Origin of the sequence: Bacillus cabrialesii, from assembly GCF_004124315.2 — a bacterium.
Taxonomy (GTDB): domain Bacteria; phylum Bacillota; class Bacilli; order Bacillales; family Bacillaceae; genus Bacillus; species Bacillus cabrialesii.
Genome location: NZ_CP096889.1, coordinates 1,787,437 through 1,808,735 on the forward strand (window position 1 = coordinate 1,787,437; position 21,299 = coordinate 1,808,735).

The 21,299-nt window shown below is 43.7% G+C and carries 19 protein-coding genes; all 19 read left to right on the forward strand.

Translation table 11 applies throughout. The annotated features are described in order from the left end of the window. Window positions 1-6 precede the first annotated feature (6 nt). On the forward strand, window positions 7-1,287 hold the full coding sequence (gene yfmF, locus EFK13_RS09250) for an EF-P 5-aminopentanol modification-associated protein YfmF (RefSeq protein ID WP_129505672.1): 1,281 nt from the start codon (window positions 7-9) through the stop codon (window positions 1,285-1,287). Beyond that, window positions 1,284-2,570, forward strand: a complete 1,287-nt coding sequence (yfmH, locus tag EFK13_RS09255; RefSeq protein ID WP_064813821.1) for an EF-P 5-aminopentanol modification-associated protein YfmH — start codon at window positions 1,284-1,286, stop codon at window positions 2,568-2,570. Before yfmF ends, yfmH begins: the two co-directional genes overlap by 4 nt. A gap of 53 nt (window positions 2,571-2,623) precedes the next feature. Next, window positions 2,624-3,352, forward strand: a complete 729-nt coding sequence (gene ymfI / locus EFK13_RS09260) for an elongation factor P 5-aminopentanone reductase (RefSeq protein WP_129505671.1) — start codon at window positions 2,624-2,626, stop codon at window positions 3,350-3,352. An 80-nt stretch (window positions 3,353-3,432) separates the two neighbouring features. After that, on the forward strand, window positions 3,433-3,690 hold the full coding sequence (locus tag EFK13_RS09265) for a DUF3243 domain-containing protein (protein WP_129505670.1): 258 nt from the start codon (window positions 3,433-3,435) through the stop codon (window positions 3,688-3,690). 129 nt (window positions 3,691-3,819) lie between these two features. Beyond that, window positions 3,820-4,611, forward strand: a complete 792-nt coding sequence (locus EFK13_RS09270; RefSeq protein WP_003220998.1) for a DUF3388 domain-containing protein — start codon at window positions 3,820-3,822, stop codon at window positions 4,609-4,611. Window positions 4,612-4,629: 18 nt separating this feature from the next. Beyond that, on the forward strand, window positions 4,630-5,544 hold the full coding sequence (gene rodZ / locus EFK13_RS09275) for a cell shape determination protein RodZ (RefSeq protein ID WP_129505669.1): 915 nt from the start codon (window positions 4,630-4,632) through the stop codon (window positions 5,542-5,544). Window positions 5,545-5,593: 49 nt separating this feature from the next. Next, on the forward strand, window positions 5,594-6,175 hold the full coding sequence (gene pgsA / locus EFK13_RS09280; RefSeq protein WP_064813824.1) for a CDP-diacylglycerol--glycerol-3-phosphate 3-phosphatidyltransferase: 582 nt from the start codon (window positions 5,594-5,596) through the stop codon (window positions 6,173-6,175). Window positions 6,176-6,193: 18 nt separating this feature from the next. Further along, the gene (locus EFK13_RS09285) at window positions 6,194-7,444 is read left to right on the forward strand and encodes a competence/damage-inducible protein A (RefSeq protein WP_124042862.1); all 1,251 of its coding nucleotides are present in this window, start codon (window positions 6,194-6,196) and stop codon (window positions 7,442-7,444) included. Window positions 7,445-7,616: 172 nt separating this feature from the next. Continuing rightward, entirely contained in the window at window positions 7,617-8,663 is a 1,047-nt protein-coding gene (recA, locus tag EFK13_RS09290; protein WP_129505668.1) for a recombinase RecA, read from the forward strand. A gap of 168 nt (window positions 8,664-8,831) precedes the next feature. Beyond that, window positions 8,832-10,007, forward strand: coding sequence for a serine hydrolase domain-containing protein (locus EFK13_RS09295; protein ID WP_129505667.1), 1,176 nt, complete (start codon window positions 8,832-8,834; stop codon window positions 10,005-10,007). A gap of 274 nt (window positions 10,008-10,281) precedes the next feature. After that, complete coding sequence (gene rny / locus EFK13_RS09300) at window positions 10,282-11,844, forward strand: ribonuclease Y (protein WP_003221010.1); 1,563 nt, start codon at window positions 10,282-10,284, stop codon at window positions 11,842-11,844. A gap of 69 nt (window positions 11,845-11,913) precedes the next feature. Continuing rightward, complete coding sequence (ymdB, locus tag EFK13_RS09305) at window positions 11,914-12,708, forward strand: 2',3'-cyclic-nucleotide 2'-phosphodiesterase (RefSeq protein ID WP_064813828.1); 795 nt, start codon at window positions 11,914-11,916, stop codon at window positions 12,706-12,708. A gap of 199 nt (window positions 12,709-12,907) precedes the next feature. Then, a complete protein-coding gene (gene spoVS / locus EFK13_RS09310) occupies window positions 12,908-13,168 on the forward strand; it encodes a stage V sporulation protein SpoVS (RefSeq protein WP_003154135.1) in 261 nt (86 codons plus the stop codon). A 265-nt stretch (window positions 13,169-13,433) separates the two neighbouring features. Then, window positions 13,434-14,477, forward strand: coding sequence for an L-threonine 3-dehydrogenase (gene tdh / locus EFK13_RS09315; protein WP_129505666.1), 1,044 nt, complete (start codon window positions 13,434-13,436; stop codon window positions 14,475-14,477). A gap of 13 nt (window positions 14,478-14,490) precedes the next feature. Continuing rightward, window positions 14,491-15,669 carry a glycine C-acetyltransferase gene (locus EFK13_RS09320; RefSeq protein WP_129505665.1) on the forward strand — a complete coding sequence of 393 codons (1,179 nt, stop codon included), beginning with the start codon at window positions 14,491-14,493 and terminating at the stop codon, window positions 15,667-15,669. Between the two features lie 144 nt (window positions 15,670-15,813). Further along, a complete protein-coding gene (gene miaB / locus EFK13_RS09325; protein WP_129505664.1) occupies window positions 15,814-17,343 on the forward strand; it encodes a tRNA (N6-isopentenyl adenosine(37)-C2)-methylthiotransferase MiaB in 1,530 nt (509 codons plus the stop codon). 1 nt (window position 17,344) lies between these two features. Continuing rightward, complete coding sequence (gene ricA, locus EFK13_RS09330) at window positions 17,345-17,776, forward strand: regulatory iron-sulfur-containing complex subunit RicA (protein ID WP_064813970.1); 432 nt, start codon at window positions 17,345-17,347, stop codon at window positions 17,774-17,776. Window positions 17,777-18,028: 252 nt separating this feature from the next. Then, entirely contained in the window at window positions 18,029-18,574 is a 546-nt protein-coding gene (gene cotE, locus EFK13_RS09335) for an outer spore coat protein CotE (protein WP_003231833.1), read from the forward strand. Window positions 18,575-18,707: 133 nt separating this feature from the next. After that, a complete protein-coding gene (gene mutS, locus EFK13_RS09340; RefSeq protein WP_129505663.1) occupies window positions 18,708-21,284 on the forward strand; it encodes a DNA mismatch repair protein MutS in 2,577 nt (858 codons plus the stop codon). Window positions 21,285-21,299 lie beyond the last annotated feature (15 nt).

Below are 21,299 nucleotides of genomic sequence, written 5' to 3' on the forward strand. Positions count from 1 at the left end.
TTCCATATGTCATATGTAAATGAAATCAAAACAAAGCACGGCGGTTTAACCGCACACATTGTAGAAACAGAAAAATTCAAAACCGTCTCGCTTATTTTTAAAATGCTTGCGCCGCTGACAAAAGACCAAGTCACCAAAAGAGCGCTGCTTCCGCATGTGCTTCTTCGCGGAACACAAAGCTATCCGAAAACCTCAGAATTGCGTTCTTATTTGGATGAACTGTACGGAACGTCTGTCTCGGCGGATCTTTCGAAAAAAGGAGAGCGGCATGTCATTACGTTCAGGCTGGAAATTCCGAATGAAAAATATTTAAAAGACCAAACGCCGCTTCTTGAAAAAGGGCTGCAGCTTCTCGCGGAAATCGTTTTTTCACCTGCTCTGGAGGGAGGCGCGTTTCAATCACAATATGTGGCTCAGGAAAAACGGACGCTTAAGCAAAGAATCCAAGCGGTCTATGATGACAAGATGCGCTACTCCAATTTAAGGCTGATACAGGAAATGTGCAAAAATGAGCCTTATGCGCTCCATGTCAACGGTGAAATTGACGCTGTCGATGCCATTACTGCCGATCAATTATATGAAACATACCAAAGCGCGATCCAAAATGATCAGCTTGATCTTTATGTCGTTGGCGATGTAGACAGCAACCAAGTGCAAAGTGCGATTGACAAGTATTTTCAAACAGAAGAGCGCGCCCTCCGCACAATTGAAAACAATCAAGCTGAGGGAAAAGCCCAGCCTAAAGAAGTGATTGATGAAGAAGATGTCAAACAAGGAAAGCTGAATATCGGCTACCGCACCAGCATCACTTATACGGATCAGGATTATCCTGCTCTGCAAGTGTTTAACGGACTGTTTGGCGGGTTCTCTCATTCCAAGCTTTTCATCAATGTTCGGGAAAAAGCCAGTCTTGCTTACTACGCCGCTTCGCGTATAGAAAGTTTTAAAGGCTTGTTAATGGTGATGTCGGGAATTGAAGTGGAAAATTACGAACAGGCTGTTTCTATCATTGCTGAGCAATTTCAGGCGATGAAAAACGGCGACTTTAGTGAACAGGACATCGCTCAGACAAAGGCCGTCATTCGAAATCAAGTGCTGGAAACCATTGATACTGCGTACGGTTTATCAGAGTTTTTATATCAGCAGGCCGCTGCCCAAGTCGATATTCCTATTGAAGACTTTCTTGCCAATATTGAGGAGGTCACAAAAGAGGATATCGTGAAAGCCGGTGAAAAGATTCAGCTTGATACGACTTATTTCTTAAAAGGGACGGAGGGTGCATCTTGATCAAACCAATCGAATATGAACAGCTTCAGGAGACGCTGTACCATGAAAAAATGCCAAACGGCCTTGACGTTTACGTTTTGCCGAAAAAAGGCTTCAACAAGACATATGCGGTCTTTACAACTAAGTACGGCTCAATAGATAACCGGTTTGTCCCTTTAGATAAAAATGAGATGGTTCATGTGCCGGACGGAATCGCCCATTTTCTTGAGCACAAGCTGTTTGAAAAAGCGGACGGGGACGTTTTTCAAGATTTCAGCAAACAGGGTGCTTCTGCCAATGCGTTTACGTCATTTACAAGAACGGCTTACCTTTTCTCAAGCACATCAAATGTTGAACGCAATTTGGAGACGCTCATCGATTTTGTACAGGATCCGTATTTTACTGAAAAAACGGTTGAAAAAGAAAAAGGGATTATCGGACAGGAGATTAACATGTATGACGACAACCCCGATTGGAGACTTTACTTCGGGGTCATTGAAAACATGTACAAAGAACATCCTGTCAGAATTGACATAGCTGGAACAGTGGAAAGCATTTCACATATTACAAAAGACCTTCTTTATGAATGTTATGAAACGTTTTATCACCCGAGCAACATGCTCCTCTTTATTGTCGGCCCTGTAGAACCTGAAGCGATCATTTCTCAGGTAAGAGAAAATCAAGAGAAAAAGCCGTATACTGATCAGCCGGAGATCAAACGTGAAGAAGTGAAAGAGCAAGAAGCGGTTTTCCGAAAAGAAAAAGAGATCAAAATGAACGTGCAGGGACCGAAATGCCTTGTCGGGCTGAAATCAAAGAACCCGTTTAGGCTAGGCAAAGAGCTGTTAAAGCATGAGCTTTCGATGAACTTATTGCTTGAATCTCTTTTCGGCAAAAGCTCTGCCCAGTACGAATCGCTTTATGAAAAAGGGTATATTGACGAAACGTTCAGCTTTGATTTTACTGCTGAATACGGGTTCGGTTTTGCGGCGATCGGCGGCGATACGCCGGAGCCTGATCAATTGGCTGAAAACATTTCAAGCATGCTTTTGCGCGCCGGTGAACTGATTACTGCTGAAAAGATTGAACTTGCCAGAAAGAAAAAGATCGGTACATTCTTAAAAGCGCTGAATTCACCTGAATACATTGCCAATCAATTTACTCGTTACGCTTTCTTGGATATGAGCCTGTTTGACGTCGTATCGGTTCTCGAGCAAATTACTCTCGAGGATGTCCAGAAAGTTATACAAGAGGAAATTGCTGCGGATAGACTGACTGTCTGCAAGGTTGTTCCTAAATCATAAACAAAACATCCCTCCAGTGTGAGGGGTGTTTTTTGCGGAAAGAAGGAAAGAAGATGAACAAAACAGCACTAATCACCGGAGCGAGCGGCGGCATCGGCAAAAGCATAAGCGAAACCCTTGCGGCAGAAGGATACAATCTGCTGTTGCATTACAATACAAATCAAAACGCGGCAGCGGAGCTTGCTGAAAAACTTAGAGAGACGTTTGATGTGCATGCTGAGATTTTACAAGCCGATCTGTCCGTGCCAGAAGGAGCAGATAAGTTGTCAAGCTCAATTGTTCAGCCGATAGATGCGATTGTTTTAAATAGCGGCAGAAGCCATTTTGGGCTGATTACAGATGTGGATGATGCAACGGTTCAAGACATGGTGCAGCTCCATGTGGCGAGTCCGTATATGCTGACGAGAAACCTTCTTCCAGACATGATCCGGAATAAATCTGGAGCAATTGTCGCTGTCAGCTCTATTTGGGGAGAGACTGGAGCATCTTGTGAAGTGCTGTACAGCATGGCAAAGGGAGCTCAGCACTCGTTTGTCAAAGGACTGGCTAAGGAGCTGGCGCCAAGCGGCATCAGGGTAAACGCCGTAGCGCCGGGCGCGGTTGATACAAATATGATGAATCAATTTTCTCAGTCTGAAAAAGAAGAGATCGCTGACGATATTCCGATCGGCCGGCTGGCCCGGCCGGAAGAAATTGCCGATGCAACAGCTTTTCTCCTATCTGAAAAAGCGTCATATATCACCGGCCAAATTCTGTCGGTAAATGGCGGCTGGCACTGCTGATCCGAAAATATTCGGTGTATAGTTTCTTTTCCGAAGGACACAATAATCTTGTAACTTCACATGAAATGGAGGAAACAAGCATGTCAGTATTAGAAAACTGGGATAACTGGAAAAACTTCCTTGGCGACCGTCTGAACTATGCGCAAGATAAAGGCATGAGCCAGGATACCATTACAGATCTTGCGACCGAAATCGGCGGTTATTTAGCTAATGAAGTGGACTCTAAGAACGAGCAGGAAAAAGTGCTGGCAGATCTTTGGAGCGTAGCATCAAAAGATGAACAGCGCGCTATTGCCAATATGATGGTTAAGCTTGTTGAAAATAACAGCACTCACTAGGAAGAGAGGAGATTTTTCCTCTCTTTTTTATGTTTTCCTCAACACAGCAACATTCTTCTTTCTAATTAGAGAAAAATGCTTTATGATAAAGGAAGGTAAAATTTTGCCACAATGAAGGGGGTATATCATTTGGCAAAGCTCGAATGGTATTTTGAATATGAAATTCAAGTGAACCGCCCCGGACTGCTCGGGGATATTTCATCTCTTCTTGGGATGCTTTCAATTAACATCGTAACGATAAACGGCGTCGATCTTTCCAGAAGGGGAATGCTTCTCAGGTGCCGCCATATAGATCAAATTAAACGATTAGAATCAATCTTAAAAACGATGGAAACAATTAAAGTAACGAAGCTGAGAGAACCGAGGCTTCGCGACCGTCTTGCCGTACGTCACGGCCGTTATATTCAAAGAGATGCCGATGACAAGAAAACGTTTCGGTTTGAACGGGACGAGCTTGGCTTATTAGTCGATTTTATGGCCGAATTGTTCAAAAAAGAAGGCCATAAATTAATCGGAATCCGGGGGATGCCGCGAGTCGGAAAAACGGAATCGATTGTGGCCTCCAGCGTGTGTGCAAGCAAAAGGTGGCTGTTTGTGTCATCGACCTTGCTGAAGCAGACGATAAGAAGCCAGCTGATTGCCGATGAATACAGCACTGAAAATGTCTTTATCGTTGACGGAATTGTGTCAACACGAAGAGGGTCAGAACGCCATCTTCAGCTGGTCAGAGAAATCATGAGGCTGCCTGCGACAAAAGTGGTGGAGCATCCGGACATATTCGTTCAAAATACAGAGTATACACTAGATGACTTTGATTATATTATTGAACTGAGAAATGACCCTGATGAGGTTATTACATATGAACATGCCGAGGAACCCCAAATGTTTGATCAATCCGGGTTTTCAAGCTTTGATTTTTAAAATTGGAAGGTGTTTGTTGTGACTGAACTAGGAATCCGGCTCAAAGAAGCCAGAGAGGAAAAAGCAATGTCATTGGATGATCTCCAAGCGGCAACAAAGATTCAAAAAAGGTATTTAACCGCCTTGGAGGAAGGAAACTATGACATTATTCCGGGGAAGTTTTATGTTCGGGCATTCATCAAGCAATATGCGGAAGCCGTCGGGCTTGATGCGGATCAGCTGTTTGAGGAGCATAAAAAAGATATCCCGAATACGTATCATGATGATGTGTCTGAAAAGATTTCCGGCATGAATCTTCAAAAGGAAATGCCAAAGCCAGCATCTAAGGCGCTGGAGCTGCTGCCAACGATACTTGTGATTCTCGGCGTGATTGTCGTGATTGCGATTGTGTACGCAATCATTCAATTTGCGAATCATAAAAACAGCGATGATAACAATGCGGCATCTGAAAAATCAATTACGCAAAGTGAAAGCAAGTACGAAATCCCTAAAGATTCAACGCTAAAAGAGAATCAAAATAACAGCTCTGAAAAAGAGAAGGACACGAAAAAAGAAACGAAAGAAAAAGAAGATAAAAAAGAAGAAAGCGACAGTGATAAGCTAGAGATTAAAGCGGCTGGCACTGAAGGATCGGTAACGACTTATGAAGTGTCCGGCGCTGATAAAATCGAACTTGAACTAAAGGCATCAGACAGCTCTTGGATTCGAGTGCGTGATGAAAACAGCAGTTCTTTAAAAGAAGGAACACTGAAAAAAGACGAAACCTATAAAAAAGACATAACTGATCAGAAACAAGTTGAAATCCGCACTGGATATGCACCTAATCTGAAAATAAAAATCAACGGTAAGGTTCTCTCATATGAACTTGATCCGAAAAAAGTGATGGCACAAACCATAAAGATTGTAAATAAAAAGGAAGAAAAGTCATCTTGATTACCAGATGACTTTTCTTCACGTCCGAGTATAAAATTGGAGGGGCTTTATGTTTAACTTACCAAATAAAATCACACTAGCTAGAATTGCATTAATCCCAATCTTCATGATCATCATGCTGGCGCCTTTTGACTGGGGCAGGCTCGAATTTGGAGGCGAATCGATTCCGGTCGCGCACTTGGCGGGCGCTATTCTGTTTATTATTGCATCCACAACAGATTGGGTGGACGGGTATTATGCCCGAAAACTGAATCTCGTGACAAACTTCGGGAAATTTCTTGATCCGCTTGCGGACAAACTGCTTGTATCCGCAGCGTTAATTATTCTTGTTCAATTTGATCTTGCTCCAGCCTGGATGGTCATTGTGATTATTAGCCGGGAGTTTGCCGTGACAGGTTTAAGACTTGTGTTAGCCGGAACAGGAGAGGTCGTAGCTGCCAATATGCTTGGTAAAATTAAAACATGGGCACAAATTATTGCGGTTTCTGCATTGCTTCTTCATAATCTTCCGTTTGAGCTTGTGTCATTCCCGTTCGCTGACTTAGCGCTGTGGGTAGCTGTCTTCTTTACGGTCGTATCAGGTTGGGAATATTTCTCTAAAAACTGGGAAGCGCTAAAAACATCTAACTAAGAAAGAAGGACTAACGTCATGGAATTTCCAAAAAAAGCAGAGATTATTGCAGTCGGTTCAGAGCTGTTGCTCGGCCAGATCGCCAATACAAATGCTCAATTTATCAGCAAACAGCTCGCTGAAATCGGAGTGAACGTATTTTATCATACAGCAGTCGGAGATAATCCGGAGCGGCTGAAACAGGTCATCCGCATTGCTGAAGAACGCTCTGACTTCATTATTTTTTCAGGAGGTCTCGGACCGACAAAAGATGATCTGACGAAAGAAACGATTGCAAATGTGCTGGGACGTCCGCTTGTGTTAAATGATGAGGCGTTCCAATCCATTGAGGATTATTTCAAACGAACAAAACGCACGATGTCACCTAATAACCGAAAACAGGCGCTTGTAATCGAAGGATCTGACGTACTGGCGAATCACTTTGGAATGGCGCCTGGAATGCTCACAGAGCATGAATCTCGCTTTTATATGCTTCTTCCCGGGCCGCCAAGCGAACTGCGTCCAATGTTTGAAAACGAGGCAAAGCCTCTTCTGCTGAAAAAGATGGGCTCAAATGAAAAAATTGTATCAACCGTTCTTCGCTTTTTCGGTATCGGCGAATCTCAGCTTGAAGCCGATTTGGAAGATATTATTGATGCACAAACCAATCCGACAATCGCTCCTTTGGCGGCCGATGGAGAGGTGACGCTGCGTCTGACAGCCAAGCATGCTGACGAAAAGGAAACAGAGCGTTTATTGAAAGAAACAGAGGCTGTTATCTTAGAACGTGTTGGTGAATTTTTCTATGGCTACGATGATACTTCTCTCGTAGAAGAGCTTTCTAAAGCATGTAAGGAAAAAGGCATGACGATCTCCTCGGCGGAAAGCTTTACAGGCGGGCTGTTTTCTGAATGGCTGACAGATCTTAGCGGTGCTTCAACATTATTTGCCGGCGGCGTCGTTTGCTATACAAACGACGTAAAGCAGAATGTGCTTGGCGTCAAGAAGGAAACATTAGATCGTTTCGGCGCGGTCAGCAAGGAGTGCGCATCAGAGCTGGCAAAGGGTGTTCAAAAGCTCACAGGCAGCGATATCGGCATCAGCTTTACCGGTGTAGCAGGACCTGATACCCAAGAAGGGCATGAGCCTGGACACGTGTTTATCGGCATTTCAGCAAATGGAAAAGAAGAGGTTCACGAGTTTCACTTTGCGGGCTCCAGAACGGGAATCAGAAAACGCGGTGCCAAATACGGCTGCCATTTAATCTTGAAGCTTTTAGAGCAAAAATAATATTTTCAGCACATTATCCTCCTAAGAAAACATGATTTCTCTGATACATTATGATATTTTGATAGAAATCACGCCAAGAAAAAATCCGAATATGCGTTCGCTTTTTTCTTGGCAAATCCCTTCAAACAGGGTATAGTATATGTAGTGGTAACATAAAGGAGGAAAAAATAGAATGAGTGATCGTCAGGCAGCCTTAGATATGGCTCTTAAACAAATAGAAAAACAGTTCGGCAAAGGTTCCATTATGAAACTGGGAGAAAAGACAGATACAAGAATTTCTACTGTACCAAGCGGCTCCCTCGCTCTTGATACAGCTCTAGGAATTGGCGGATATCCGCGCGGACGGATTATTGAAGTATACGGTCCTGAAAGCTCAGGTAAAACAACTGTGGCGCTTCATGCGATTGCTGAGGTTCAGCAGCAGGGTGGACAAGCTGCGTTTATCGATGCGGAGCATGCGTTAGATCCGGTATACGCGCAAAAGCTCGGTGTCAACATCGAAGAGCTTTTACTGTCTCAGCCTGACACAGGCGAGCAGGCGCTTGAAATTGCTGAAGCGTTGGTTCGAAGCGGCGCAGTTGACATCGTTGTTGTCGACTCTGTGGCGGCCCTCGTTCCGAAAGCGGAAATTGAAGGCGACATGGGAGATTCGCATGTCGGTTTACAAGCGCGCTTAATGTCTCAAGCGCTTCGTAAGCTCTCAGGGGCCATTAACAAATCGAAGACAATCGCGATTTTCATTAACCAAATTCGTGAAAAAGTCGGCGTTATGTTCGGGAACCCGGAAACAACTCCTGGCGGCCGTGCACTGAAATTCTACTCTTCCGTACGTCTTGAAGTGCGCCGAGCTGAACAGCTGAAACAAGGCAACGACGTAATGGGGAACAAAACGAAAATCAAAGTCGTGAAAAACAAGGTGGCTCCGCCGTTCCGTACAGCCGAGGTGGATATTATGTACGGAGAAGGCATTTCAAAAGAAGGCGAAATCATCGATCTTGGAACTGAACTCGATATCGTGCAAAAAAGCGGTTCATGGTACTCTTATGAAGAAGAGCGTCTTGGCCAAGGCCGTGAAAATGCAAAGCAATTCTTGAAAGAAAATAAAGATATCATGCTGATGATCCAGGAGCAAATTCGTGAACATTACGGCTTGGATAATCACGGAGCAGTGCAGAAGCAAGCTGAAGATGCACAAGAACAACTCGAATTTGAAGAATAAAAATAAAATAAGTTTGAAATGATACAAAAGGCTGAGTGAAAAACTCAGCTTTTTTGTATTTTTGCAATAAAATGATAAAAATATTGCTTTATTTGACAACTTTTTCAGTGCTTTATTCGTCTAACAAAACGTGTGCAAAATGGAATTTATTTTGGGAGGAAAAAATGAATGACAAGCCCAACCCGCAGAAGAACTGCGAAACGCAGACGGAGAAAACTAAATAAAAGAGGCAAACTTTTGCTTGGTCTTATCGCAGCGCTGATTTGTTTTACGATTTGGAATGCGCTTCATCGAAATAGTGAAGAGAACGAGCCGTCTCAAGAAACTGCAGCAGTTTCAGATACAGGTCAGAAGAAAGAGGTCAACAAGAAAACTGCTGAAAAAACAGAGGAACAAATCAAAACAGTGGACCATAATCAGAAAATCAGCAATTATTTAAAAGAGATCGGCTTCAGCGGAACAGCGATGATTGTCAGAAATGGAGAAGTCATAACAAATAAAGGTTTTGGTTATGCAGACCGTAAACAGCACATTCAAAATAATCCATTGACATCTTATTATGTCGGTTCATCACAAAAAGCGCTGATTGCAACCGCCATTTTACAGCTTGAGGAAAAGGGGAAACTTCAGACAAGTGATCCGGTAAGCACGTATTTACCTCATTTTCCTAACGGACAAACGATTACTTTGAAGAATCTGCTTACACATACATCGGGAATAAACGGACATATTGAAGGGAACGGCGAAATTACACCGGACGATTTAATAAAAGACATAGAACGTCAGGGAATCAAACGCCAACCGGGCGTATGGGACTACAAGGATTCCAACTATTCTGTCCTCGCTTATATCGTTGCTGAAGTAAGCGGTGAGTCCTATGAAAAATACATAACGAATCATATTTTTAAACCGGCCGGAATGACGCATGCAGGCTTTTACAAAACGTATGATAAAGAATCTTATCCTGCTCTCGGGTATAAGCTGAAGGGCGGCAGAGCGATTACTCCGTATATGCCCGATCTATCTCAGCTGTATGGAGCCGGTGATATATATATGAGTGCTATAGATATGTACAAATTTGACCAAGCGCTGATAGACGGCAAACTGTACTCGCAAAAAAGCTACGAAAAGATGTTTACGCCAGGGAGCAGCTCCACATACGGCATGGGATTTTATGTGGCTCCCGGAAGTTATTCAAATCATGGTGTCATGCCGGGCTTCAACGTCTTGAACAGCTTTAGCAAATCTGGGCAAACCGTTGTTGTTTTGTTGTCAAACATTCAAAATAACGCTAAATTGGGCCAAGTGAACAATAAAATATACCAGCTTCTGAATCAAGAATGATTCATGATCTTCTTTGTAAGGATTCATTCGGCACGTTAAAAGATAACTCGTCTGCAAACGTTAAGATGGCAAGCTTGACAAGTATTTCCGACACATTTACAATGAAGTTGTAACATTTGTTTTTTTAACATGATTGTTAAACCATTTAAACTTGACAAGGGCGATGAAAATACTCATTCCCTGTGAAGGTTCTGTATGTTGAGAAAACTAGACAATGTACATGCCGACACTTATTTAAGCAACAACCAAGTTCATAGCAAGAGGAGGTGAAAGTATGACCCCAATTATGATGGTTCTCATCTCCATTTTGCTGATTCTACTCGGTTTAGTTGTTGGCTACTTTGTTCGTAAAACCATTGCCGAAGCGAAAATTGCGGGCGCACGCGGTGCAGCCGAGCAAATTCTTGAAGATGCAAAGCGTGATGCTGAAGCACTGAAAAAAGAAGCTCTGCTTGAAGCAAAGGATGAAATCCACAAACTTCGAATAGATGCTGAACAGGAAGTTCGTGAAAGACGAAATGAGCTTCAAAAACAAGAAAACCGTTTACTCCAAAAGGAGGAAAACCTTGATCGTAAACATGAGGGAATTGATAAACGGGAAGCGATGTTGGAGAAGAAAGATCATTCTCTGAATGAACGACAACAACATATTGAAGAGATGGAAAGCAAAGTGGATGAGATGATTCGTATGCAGCAGTCAGAGTTGGAACGAATTTCGAGTCTGACTCGTGATGAAGCAAAACAAATCATTCTTGAGCGGGTTGAAAACGAGCTTTCACATGACATCGCCATCATGACAAAAGAAACTGAAAACCGCGCGAAAGAAGAGGCGGATAAGAAAGCGAAAAACATTCTTTCACTCGCCTTACAGCGCTGCGCAGCGGACCACGTTGCCGAAACAACGGTATCAGTTGTCAATCTTCCAAATGATGAGATGAAAGGACGTATCATCGGACGGGAAGGGCGTAACATTCGTACGCTTGAAACGCTGACAGGAATTGACCTGATTATTGATGATACGCCTGAAGCTGTCATTCTTTCCGGATTTGATCCGATCAGACGTGAGACAGCAAGGATTGCTCTTGATAAACTCGTTCAGGATGGCCGTATTCATCCGGCACGGATTGAAGAAATGGTTGAAAAATCTCGCCGCGAGGTCGATGACTATATTCGTGAGATGGGTGAGCAAACGACATTTGAGGTTGGCGTTCACGGCCTCCACCCAGATCTCATCAAGATTCTCGGCCGCTTAAAGTTCCGTACAAGCTACGGTCAAAATGTGCTTAAGCATTCCATGGAAGTCGCATTTTTGGCCGGTCTAATGGCATCGGAACTTGGAGAAGACGCAAAGCTTGCTAAACGTGCGGGCCTTCTTCACGACATCGGGAAAGCAATTGACCATGAAGTAGAAGGAAGCCACGTTGAAATCGGGGTAGAGCTTGCGACCAAATATAAAGAGCACCCAGTCGTGATAAACAGTATTGCATCACACCACGGGGATGAGGAGCCGACCTCCATTATCGCTGTCTTAGTAGCGGCAGCAGATGCGCTTTCCGCTGCAAGACCTGGCGCAAGGAGTGAGACGCTCGAGAATTATATTCGAAGACTTGAAAAGCTCGAAGAAATTTCTGAGTCCTACGAAGGTGTTGAAAAATCATTTGCTATCCAGGCTGGACGCGAAGTGCGTATTATGGTGAAGCCGGATTCAATTAATGATCTTGAAGCTCATCGACTGGCGCGAGATATCCGTAAGCGAATTGAGGACGAGCTCGATTATCCAGGTCATATTAAAGTGACAGTAATTAGAGAAACTCGAGCCGTAGAGTATGCAAAATAAAGTGATGCGCTAAGCATCACTTTATTTTTTTGACGGCCAAGGAATTTTCAAGAAGAAAGGATTTACAAAATGAGAATTTTATTTATCGGAGATGTTGTCGGTTCACCGGGCCGTGACATGGTAAAAGAATATGTACCCAAGCTGAAAACAAAATATAAGCCTCACTTTACCATTATTAATGGTGAAAATGCCGCACATGGAAAGGGCCTGACGGAAAAAATTTATCACGGTTTTATCCAAGCCGGCGCAGATGCAATCACGATGGGGAACCACACATGGGATAAAAGAGAAATTTTCGATTTTATAGATGACGTTCCGAACTTGGTTCGCCCCGCAAACTTTCCTGAGGGAACACCGGGAAAAGGGATGACCTATGTGAAAGCAAACGGAAAAGAACTTGCCGTTATGAACTTACAGGGCCGTACGTTTTTACCTCCGCTTGATGATCCGTTTTTAAAAGCGGATGAATTAATTGCCGAGGCTGCGAAAAGAACGCCGTATATTTTTATTGACTTCCATGCTGAAGCGACAAGTGAAAAGCTCGCACTCGGCTGGTATACTGACGGTCGGGCTTCAGCTGTTGTCGGAACTCATACACACGTGCAAACAGCGGATAACCGCATTTTACCGAAGGGTACTGCATATATTACAGATGTAGGCATGACAGGCCCATATGACGGTATCCTGGGGACGGACAGAGAAACAGTTATCAAGCGATTCAAAACAAACCTTCCGGTGCGATTTACTGTCGCTGAAGGAAGAACAACGCTGAGCGGAGTTGTCATTGATATTGATGATCAAACGAAAAAAGCTGTCAAAATTGAACGTATTTTAATCAATGATGATCACATGTTCTTTGAATAATTGAACATATGGTTATTTTATAAAAATATTAAAAAGAAAAGCAGGAATATAGCAACTCCTTAGTGAATATAGTAAAAATGGAAGGTAGCCCGCTATTTTTGAAAAGCATTGTGGGGATGGCTTTTTGGATAGCAACATCTAATAATGATTGTTCTAATGAACACTCACTTATCCATTGTAAAACTAAGGGGGAGCAGAAATGGAAATCTTAAAAGTTTCAGCAAAATCGAGTCCAAATTCAGTGGCAGGTGCGCTTGCAGGCGTGTTAAGAGAGCGAGGGGCCGCCGAGATTCAAGCGATTGGAGCGGGTGCATTAAACCAGGCTGTGAAAGCTGTGGCGATTGCCAGGGGATTTGTGGCGCCGAGCGGCGTTGATTTGATTTGTATTCCGGCTTTTACTGATATTCAGATTGATGGGGAAGAAAGAACGGCGATTAAATTAATCGTGGAGCCTCGCTAAAAACAAATAAAGCATTCTCAACCTGTTTGCGTGATGCAAACAGGTTGTTTTTCATTTGTTGTGATATTTTCTCCCAATAGTATTATCGGCATATAAATGACGAAAATACAAAAATCAGAAATGACGAAGAACGTTTCAGAAAAAAAATCCGCCCATTTTTTAAGACGGATACTTTTGTCCTTATCAGAAAGACAGTGCTGTTTACGCTTATTCCATATCATGGTACAATCCGAATGTAACAAGAATTTTTCAAGGAGGATTGTACATGCAGAGTGGAAAGATGAAAGCTCTAATGAAAAAGGACGGGACGTTCGGTGCTGTGCTGACTGAAGTTCCCATTCCTGAGATCGATAAACATGAAGTCCTCATAAAAGTAAAAGCTGCTTCCATATGCGGCACGGATGTACACATTTATAATTGGGATCAATGGGCACGCCAGAGAATCAAACCACCCTATGTTTTCGGCCATGAGTTCAGCGGCATTGTTGAAGCTGTGGGAGAGAATGCCGGCAGTGTAAAAGTGGGGGAGTATGTTTCGGCGGAAACCCATATTGTCTGCGGCGAATGTGTCCCTTGTCTGACAGGAAAATCTCATGTTTGCAGCAATACTGCTATTATCGGAGTGGACACAGCGGGCTGTTTTGCGGAGTATGTAAAAGTCCCAGCTGATAACGTTTGGAAGAATCCCGCCGATATGGAACCGGCGATTGCTTCTATTCAAGAGCCTTTAGGAAATGCGGTTCACACAGTGCTCGAGAGCCAGCCAGCAGGAGGAACGACTGCTGTCATCGGATGCGGACCGATTGGTCTTATGGCTGTTGCGGTTGCAAAAGCAGCAGGTGCTTCACAGGTAATAGCGATCGATAAAAATGAATACAGGTTGGCGCTTGCCAAACAAATGGGGGCTTCATATACTGTTTCTGTCGAAAAAGAAGATCCGCTCAAAATTGTAAGCGCTTTAACAGATGGAGAAGGAGCGGATCTCGTTTGTGAGATGTCGGGACATCCCTCAGCGATTGCCCAAGGTCTTGCGATGGCTGCCAATGGCGGAAGGTTTCATATTCTCAGCTTGCCGGAACATCCGGTGACAATTGATTTGACGAATAAAGTGGTCTTTAAAGGACTTACGATCCAAGGAATCACAGGAAGAAAAATGTTTTCGACATGGCGGCAGGTGTCACAATTGCTCAGTTCAAACGTTCTCGATCTTTCACCTGTTATTACCCATCAGTTTTCGTTAGAGGAATTTGAGAAAGGATTTGAACTGATGAGAAGCGGCCAGTGCGGAAAAGTAATTTTAATTCCATAAAAGGGGGATAAACATGATGAAGAAATTTGAGTTTTTAAAAGCAGAGCTAGATAGAATGAAAGAAAACCATACATGGCAAGACATAAAACAGCTTGAATCCATGCAGGGCCCATCTGTCACAGTGAATCACAAAAACGTCATTCAGCTTTCTTCTAACAATTACCTCGGATTTACTTCACATCCAAGACTCATTAAAGCCGCACAGGAGGCCGTTCAGCAATTTGGAGCAGGCACCGGTTCAGTGAGAACGATTGCCGGTACATTTACAATGCATCAAGAACTAGAGAAAAAGCTGGCAGCCTTTAAAAAAACCGAGGCGGCACTTGTTTTCCAATCAGGCTTCACAACAAACCAAGGTATACTTTCAAGTATTCTGACAAAAGAAGATATTGTCATCTCAGATGAATTAAATCATGCCTCTATTATAGACGGAATCAGATTGACAAAGGCGGATAAAAAGGTGTATCAGCACGTCGATATGAGTGATTTAGAGAGGGTGCTGAGAAAGTCAATGAATTACCGGATGCGTCTGATTGTAACAGACGGCGTATTTTCCATGGACGGCAATATCGCTCCTTTGCCAGATATTGTAGAGCTCGCTGAGAAATATGATGCATTTGTGATGGTGGATGACGCCCATGCATCGGGAGTGCTTGGCGAAAACGGCAGAGGGACGGTGAATCACTTCGGTCTGGACGGCAGAGTCCATATTCAGGTCGGAACGCTGAGCAAGGCAATCGGAGTGCTCGGCGGCTACGCTGCCGGATCAAAGGTGCTGATCGATTATTTACGCCATAAAGGCCGTCCGTTTTTATTCAGCACGTCCCATCCGCCGGCCGTGACCGCAGCTTGTATGGAAGCGATTGATGTCTTGCTGGAAGAGACGGAGCATATGGAGCGCTTGTGGGAAAATACGGCCTATTTTAAATCAATGCTTGTGAAAATGGGTCTGACTCTCACGCAGAGTGAAACACCGATTCTTCCTATCTTGATAGGTGATGAAGGCGCGGCAAAGGCATTCTCTGATCAGCTCCTTTCGCGCGGCATATTTGCCCAAAGCATCGTTTTTCCGACTGTTGCTAAGGGAAAAGCCAGAATTCGAACGATTATTACCGCTGAGCACACCAAAGAAGAACTGGATAAGGCGCTTGACGCCATCGAAAAGACGGCTAAGGAGCTCCAGCTATTGTAAGAGGAAGAGAATACTCTTCCTCTTTTGATTCCTTATTGATTATTATTCTCAATGAGTGTACAATGATAGGTTGCCAGTTGTGCAGAGCGCCAATAACCTTTATACTGGAGGGTGGAAGTTTGGTTTGAAAGGAGAAATCATGACATGAATGAAAAACAAAAGTTAGAGAGCGGACAAGTTAATCCATCGGACAAAAAATCCGAGAAGGATTACAGCAAGTACTTTGAAGCTGTTTACATTCCGCCTTCCTTAAAAGATGCGAAAAAACGAGGCAAGGAAGCCGTTACTTATCATAATGACTTTAAAATTTCTGAGCAATATAAAGGATTGGGAGACGGAAGAAAGTTCTATATCCGTACGTACGGCTGCCAAATGAATGAACATGATACAGAGGTTATGGCAGGGATCTTTATGGCGCTCGGATATGAAGCGACAAACTCTGTTGACGATGCCAATGTCATTTTGTTAAACACATGTGCGATCCGTGAAAATGCCGAGAATAAGGTATTTGGTGAGCTGGGGCACTTAAAAGCGCTGAAAAAAAACAATCCCGATCTGATTTTAGGCGTGTGCGGCTGTATGTCCCAAGAGGAATCAGTCGTGAATCGGATTTTGAAAAAACATCCGTTTGTCGATATGATTTTCGGAACGCATAACATTCATCGCCTGCCGGAGCTTTTGTCAGAAGCATACCTTTCAAAAGAAATGGTCGTAGAAGTTTGGTCCAAGGAAGGGGACGTGATTGAAAACCTTCCAAAAGTCCGGAACGGAAAAATTAAGGGCTGGGTCAATATCATGTACGGCTGTGACAAATTCTGTACGTATTGCATCGTGCCTTACACACGCGGAAAAGAAAGAAGCCGCCGCCCTGAAGAAATCATTCAGGAAGTGAGAAGGCTCGCAAGTGAAGGCTACAAGGAAATTACGCTATTAGGCCAGAACGTAAACGCGTACGGAAAAGACTTTGAAGATATGACATACGGCCTCGGTGATTTGATGGATGAATTGAGAAAAATCGATATCCCGAGAATCCGTTTTACAACGAGTCATCCGCGTGACTTTGACGACCGCCTCATTGAAGTGCTGGCAAAAGGCGGCAACCTGCTTGATCACATTCATTTACCTGTTCAATCAGGAAGCTCAGAGGTTCTGAAGCTGATGGCCCGTAAATATGACAGAGAGCGTTATATGGATCTCGTTCGAAAAATTAAGGAAGCAATGCCGAACGCATCTTTGACAACGGATATTATCGTCGGATTCCCGAACGAAACGGACGAACAGTTTGAAGAAACGCTTTCACTATACCGTGAAGTGGAATTTGACAGCGCCTATACGTTCATTTACTCTCCGCGTGAGGGCACTCCGGCTGCCAAAATGAAAGATAATGTACCGATGCGGGTGAAAAAAGAACGTCTTCAGCGTCTGAACGCACTGGTGAATGAAATTTCCGCTAAAAAAATGAAGGAATACGAAGGCAAGGTTGTCGAAGTATTAGTTGAGGGTGAAAGCAAAAATAACCCTGATATTCTTGCAGGCTACACTGAAAAAAGCAAGCTTGTCAATTTCAAAGGGCCGAAGGAAGCCATCGGCAAAATCGTCCGCGTGAAAATCCAGCAAGCGAAAACATGGTCGCTTGACGGAGAAATGGTAGGAGAAGCAATCGAGGTGAAATAAGATGACGCTCTACTCAAAAAAAGACATTGTGCAGCAGGCTCGAAACCTTGCAAAAATGATCTCTGAAACAGAAGAGGTTGATTTTTTCAAACGGGCTGAAGCGCAAATCAATGAGAATGACAAAGTGTCTGCAATCGTTAATCAGATTAAAGCTCTGCAAAAACAGGCTGTCAATCTGAAGCATTATGAAAAGCATGAAGCGCTCAAACAAGTAGAAGCAAAAATTGACGCGCTGCAAGAAGAGCTTGAAGAGATCCCTGTTATTCAGGAATTCAGAGACTCGCAGATGGAGGTAAATGACCTTCTGCAGCTCGTTGCGCACACCATTTCAAACCAAGTCACAAATGAAATCATCACATCAACCGGGGGCGACCTGCTAAAAGGGGAAACCGGTTCGAAAGCGAAGTATTCAAATAACAGCTGTTCTTTCTAAACACGGTGCCTTTACAGGCCCGTGTTTTTTATATTCATTAAGTGAACTAAATAATATATGTACTAAATGTTCAATTTGTTTTTCGGTGTTCAGCCGCGAATAAACTTTATCGCACTTATAAGTAAAGTTTCTAGGCGCGGCTGCATACAATGGAACAGAAACTTTGTATTTTTATATTTTATTTATAAAAATGCACACTAGACAAATGCCCAGCATAAGATAACACGAAGAAGAACAAGGAGGCATGCCGGAATGTCTGAATACAGGGAAATTATTACGAAGGCGGTAGTAGCGAAAGGCAGAAAATTCACCCAATGCACCAACACCATCTCCCCTGAGAAAAAACCGAGCAGCATTTTGGGCGGTTGGATCATTAACCACAAGTATGACGCTGAAAAAATCGGGAAAACAGTAGAAATTGAAGGGTATTATGATATAAACGTATGGTACTCTTACGCGGACAACACAAAAACAGAGGTTGTCACCGAACGGGTGAAATACGTAGATGTCATTAAACTCAGATACAGAGACAACAATTACTTAGATGATGAGCATGAAGTGATTGCCAAAGTCCTTCAGCAGCCAAACTGCCTTGAAGTGACCATTTCACCGAATGGAAATAAAATTGTTGTGCAGGCAGAAAGGGAATTTTTAGCGGAAGTGGTAGGAGAAACAAAGGTAGTCGTTGAAGTCAATCCTGATTGGGAAGAGGATGACGAAGAGGATTGGGAAGATGAGCTTGATGAAGAGCTGGAAGACATCAACCCGGAATTTTTAGTGGGAGATCCTGAAGAATAAAAAAGGGACTAGGGGAGACAGCACCCCCAAGTCTCTTTTTTATATTGATATATCATTCTTTTATCACTTTTTGTTTATGTTATAATGAAGGTTGGAAAATAAGAAACGTATATACATAGTGAGGGATTAAACAATGGCTGGTTATACGCCTATGATACAGCAATATTTAAAAATAAAGGCAGAGCACCAGGATGCCTTTTTATTTTTTCGCCTGGGTGATTTTTACGAAATGTTTTTTGAAGACGCCAAAAAAGCGTCGCAAGAGCTGGAAATTACGTTAACGAGCAGAGACGGCGGTGCGGCTGAAAAAATACCGATGTGCGGTGTGCCGTATCATTCTGCTTCCGCGTATATCGAGCAGCTTATTAAAAAAGGGTACAAAGTGGCTATCTGTGAACAGACGGAAGATCCGAAAGCCGCAAAGGGCGTTGTGAAACGGGAAGTGGTTCAGCTGATTACGCCCGGAACTGTAATGGACGGAAAAGGCATCCACGAATCAGAAAACAACTTTATCGCATCTGTTTCCGCATGCTCGAACGGGTATGGGCTGGCGCTGTCTGATTTAACAACGGGAGAAAATTTAGCTGTCCTGATTGAACGGCTTGAAGATGTCATATCAGAAATTTATTCAGTCGGCGCACGGGAAATCGTGGTTTCAGGAAGCTTGGATGGCGATACGGTCGCACAGCTGAAAGAGCGGTGCGGTGCAACGATCTCAATTGAAGATGGAGAAACAGACGAACACGTAACAATCATTGAACACTTAAAGCATGAAGATGTAAGAAAAACATTTTTGCGTTTATATACGTATCTGAAAAGAACCCAAAAGCGCAGCCTTGATCATCTTCAGCCCGTGCAGGTGTATGAGCTTGAGGAAGCGATGAAAATTGACTTGTACTCAAAGCGTAATCTGGAGCTGACTGAAACGATCCGTTCGAAATATAAAAAAGGTTCTCTTTTGTGGCTGCTGGATGAAACAAAAACTGCCATGGGAGGCCGGCTGCTTAAACAGTGGATTGACCGTCCGCTTATCAGGGTCAATCAAATCGAAGAGCGCCAAGAAATGGTGGAGACACTAATGTCCCACTTCTTCGAACGAGAAGATCTGCGTGAACGTTTAAAAGAAGTATATGACTTAGAACGCCTTGCAGGCCGCGTCGCGTTCGGAAATGTCAATGCAAGGGATTTAATTCAGCTGAAGGAATCGTTAAAGCAAGTGCCTGGCATCAAACAGCTGGTTGCTTCACTGGCTCATGATAAGGCCAAGGAACGCGCGGAGCGAATTGATCCTTGCGGGGATGTGCTTGAATTGCTGGAAGAAGCGCTGTACGCAAACCCTCCTTTATCGTTAAAAGAAGGGAACTTGATTAAAGACGGATACAATCAAAAGCTTGATGAATACCGTGACGCAAGCAGAAACGGAAAAGACTGGATTGCCCGCCTGGAACAGCAGGAGCGGGAATACACGGGCATTCGCTCTTTAAAGGTCGGCTTCAATAAGGTTTTCGGTTATTATATTGAAGTGACAAAAGCGAATTTGCATTTGCTTGAGGAAGGGCGCTATGAACGGAAGCAGACGCTAACAAATGCTGAGCGCTATATCACACCTGAGCTAAAAGAAAAAGAAGCGCTCATTTTAGAAGCGGAAAACAACATCAGCGAGCTGGAGTATGAGCTATTCACCGAGCTGCGTGAGAAAGTGAAGCGATACATTCCGCGTCTGCAGCAGCTTGCCAAACAGATGAGCGAGCTTGACGCACTGCAATGCTTTGCGACAATCAGTGAAAATCGCCACTATACGAAACCGGCGTTTTCTAAAGATGAAGTTGAAGTGATTGAAGGCAGACACCCGGTTGTTGAAAAAGTCATGGACAGCCAGGAATATGTCCCGAACAATTGTATGATGGGCGATAACAGACAAATGCTTCTCATTACAGGTCCAAATATGTCTGGGAAAAGCACGTATATGAGACAAATCGCGCTCATTTCCATCATGGCGCAAATCGGCTGCTTTGTACCCGCGAAGAAAGCGGTGCTTCCGATTTTTGATCAAATCTTCACGCGAATCGGCGCTGCAGATGATTTGATTTCCGGACAAAGTACATTTATGGTGGAGATGCTTGAAGCCAAAAATGCGATTGTCAATGCGACGAAAAACAGCCTTATTCTGTTTGACGAAATCGGCCGGGGAACGTCCACTTATGACGGCATGGCGCTGGCACAAGCGATTATCGAATATGTTCACGATCATATCGGCGCCAAGACGCTGTTCAGCACGCACTATCATGAGCTGACCGTTCTTGAGGACAAGCTGCAGCAGCTGAAAAACGTTCATGTCCGCGCTGAAGAATATAACGGAACGGTTGTCTTTCTTCATCAAATTAAAGAAGGGGCGGCTGACAAAAGCTACGGCATTCATGTAGCCCAGCTTGCCGAGCTGCCGGAAGATCTCATAGCGCGCGCTCAAGATATTTTAAAAGAGCTTGAGCACTCAGGAACCAAACCGGAAGTGCCGGTGCAGAAACCTCAGGTGAAAGAAGAGCCGGCACAGCTGTCCTTTTTTGATGCAGCGGAAAAGCCGGCTGAAGCGCCAAAGCTTTCAAAAAAAGAAAAGCAAGTGCTCGATGCCTTCAAATCACTTAATATATTGGATATGACACCGCTTGAAGCGATGAATGAAATGTATAAGCTGCAAAAGAAATTACATTAAAACGGGGTGATGGAT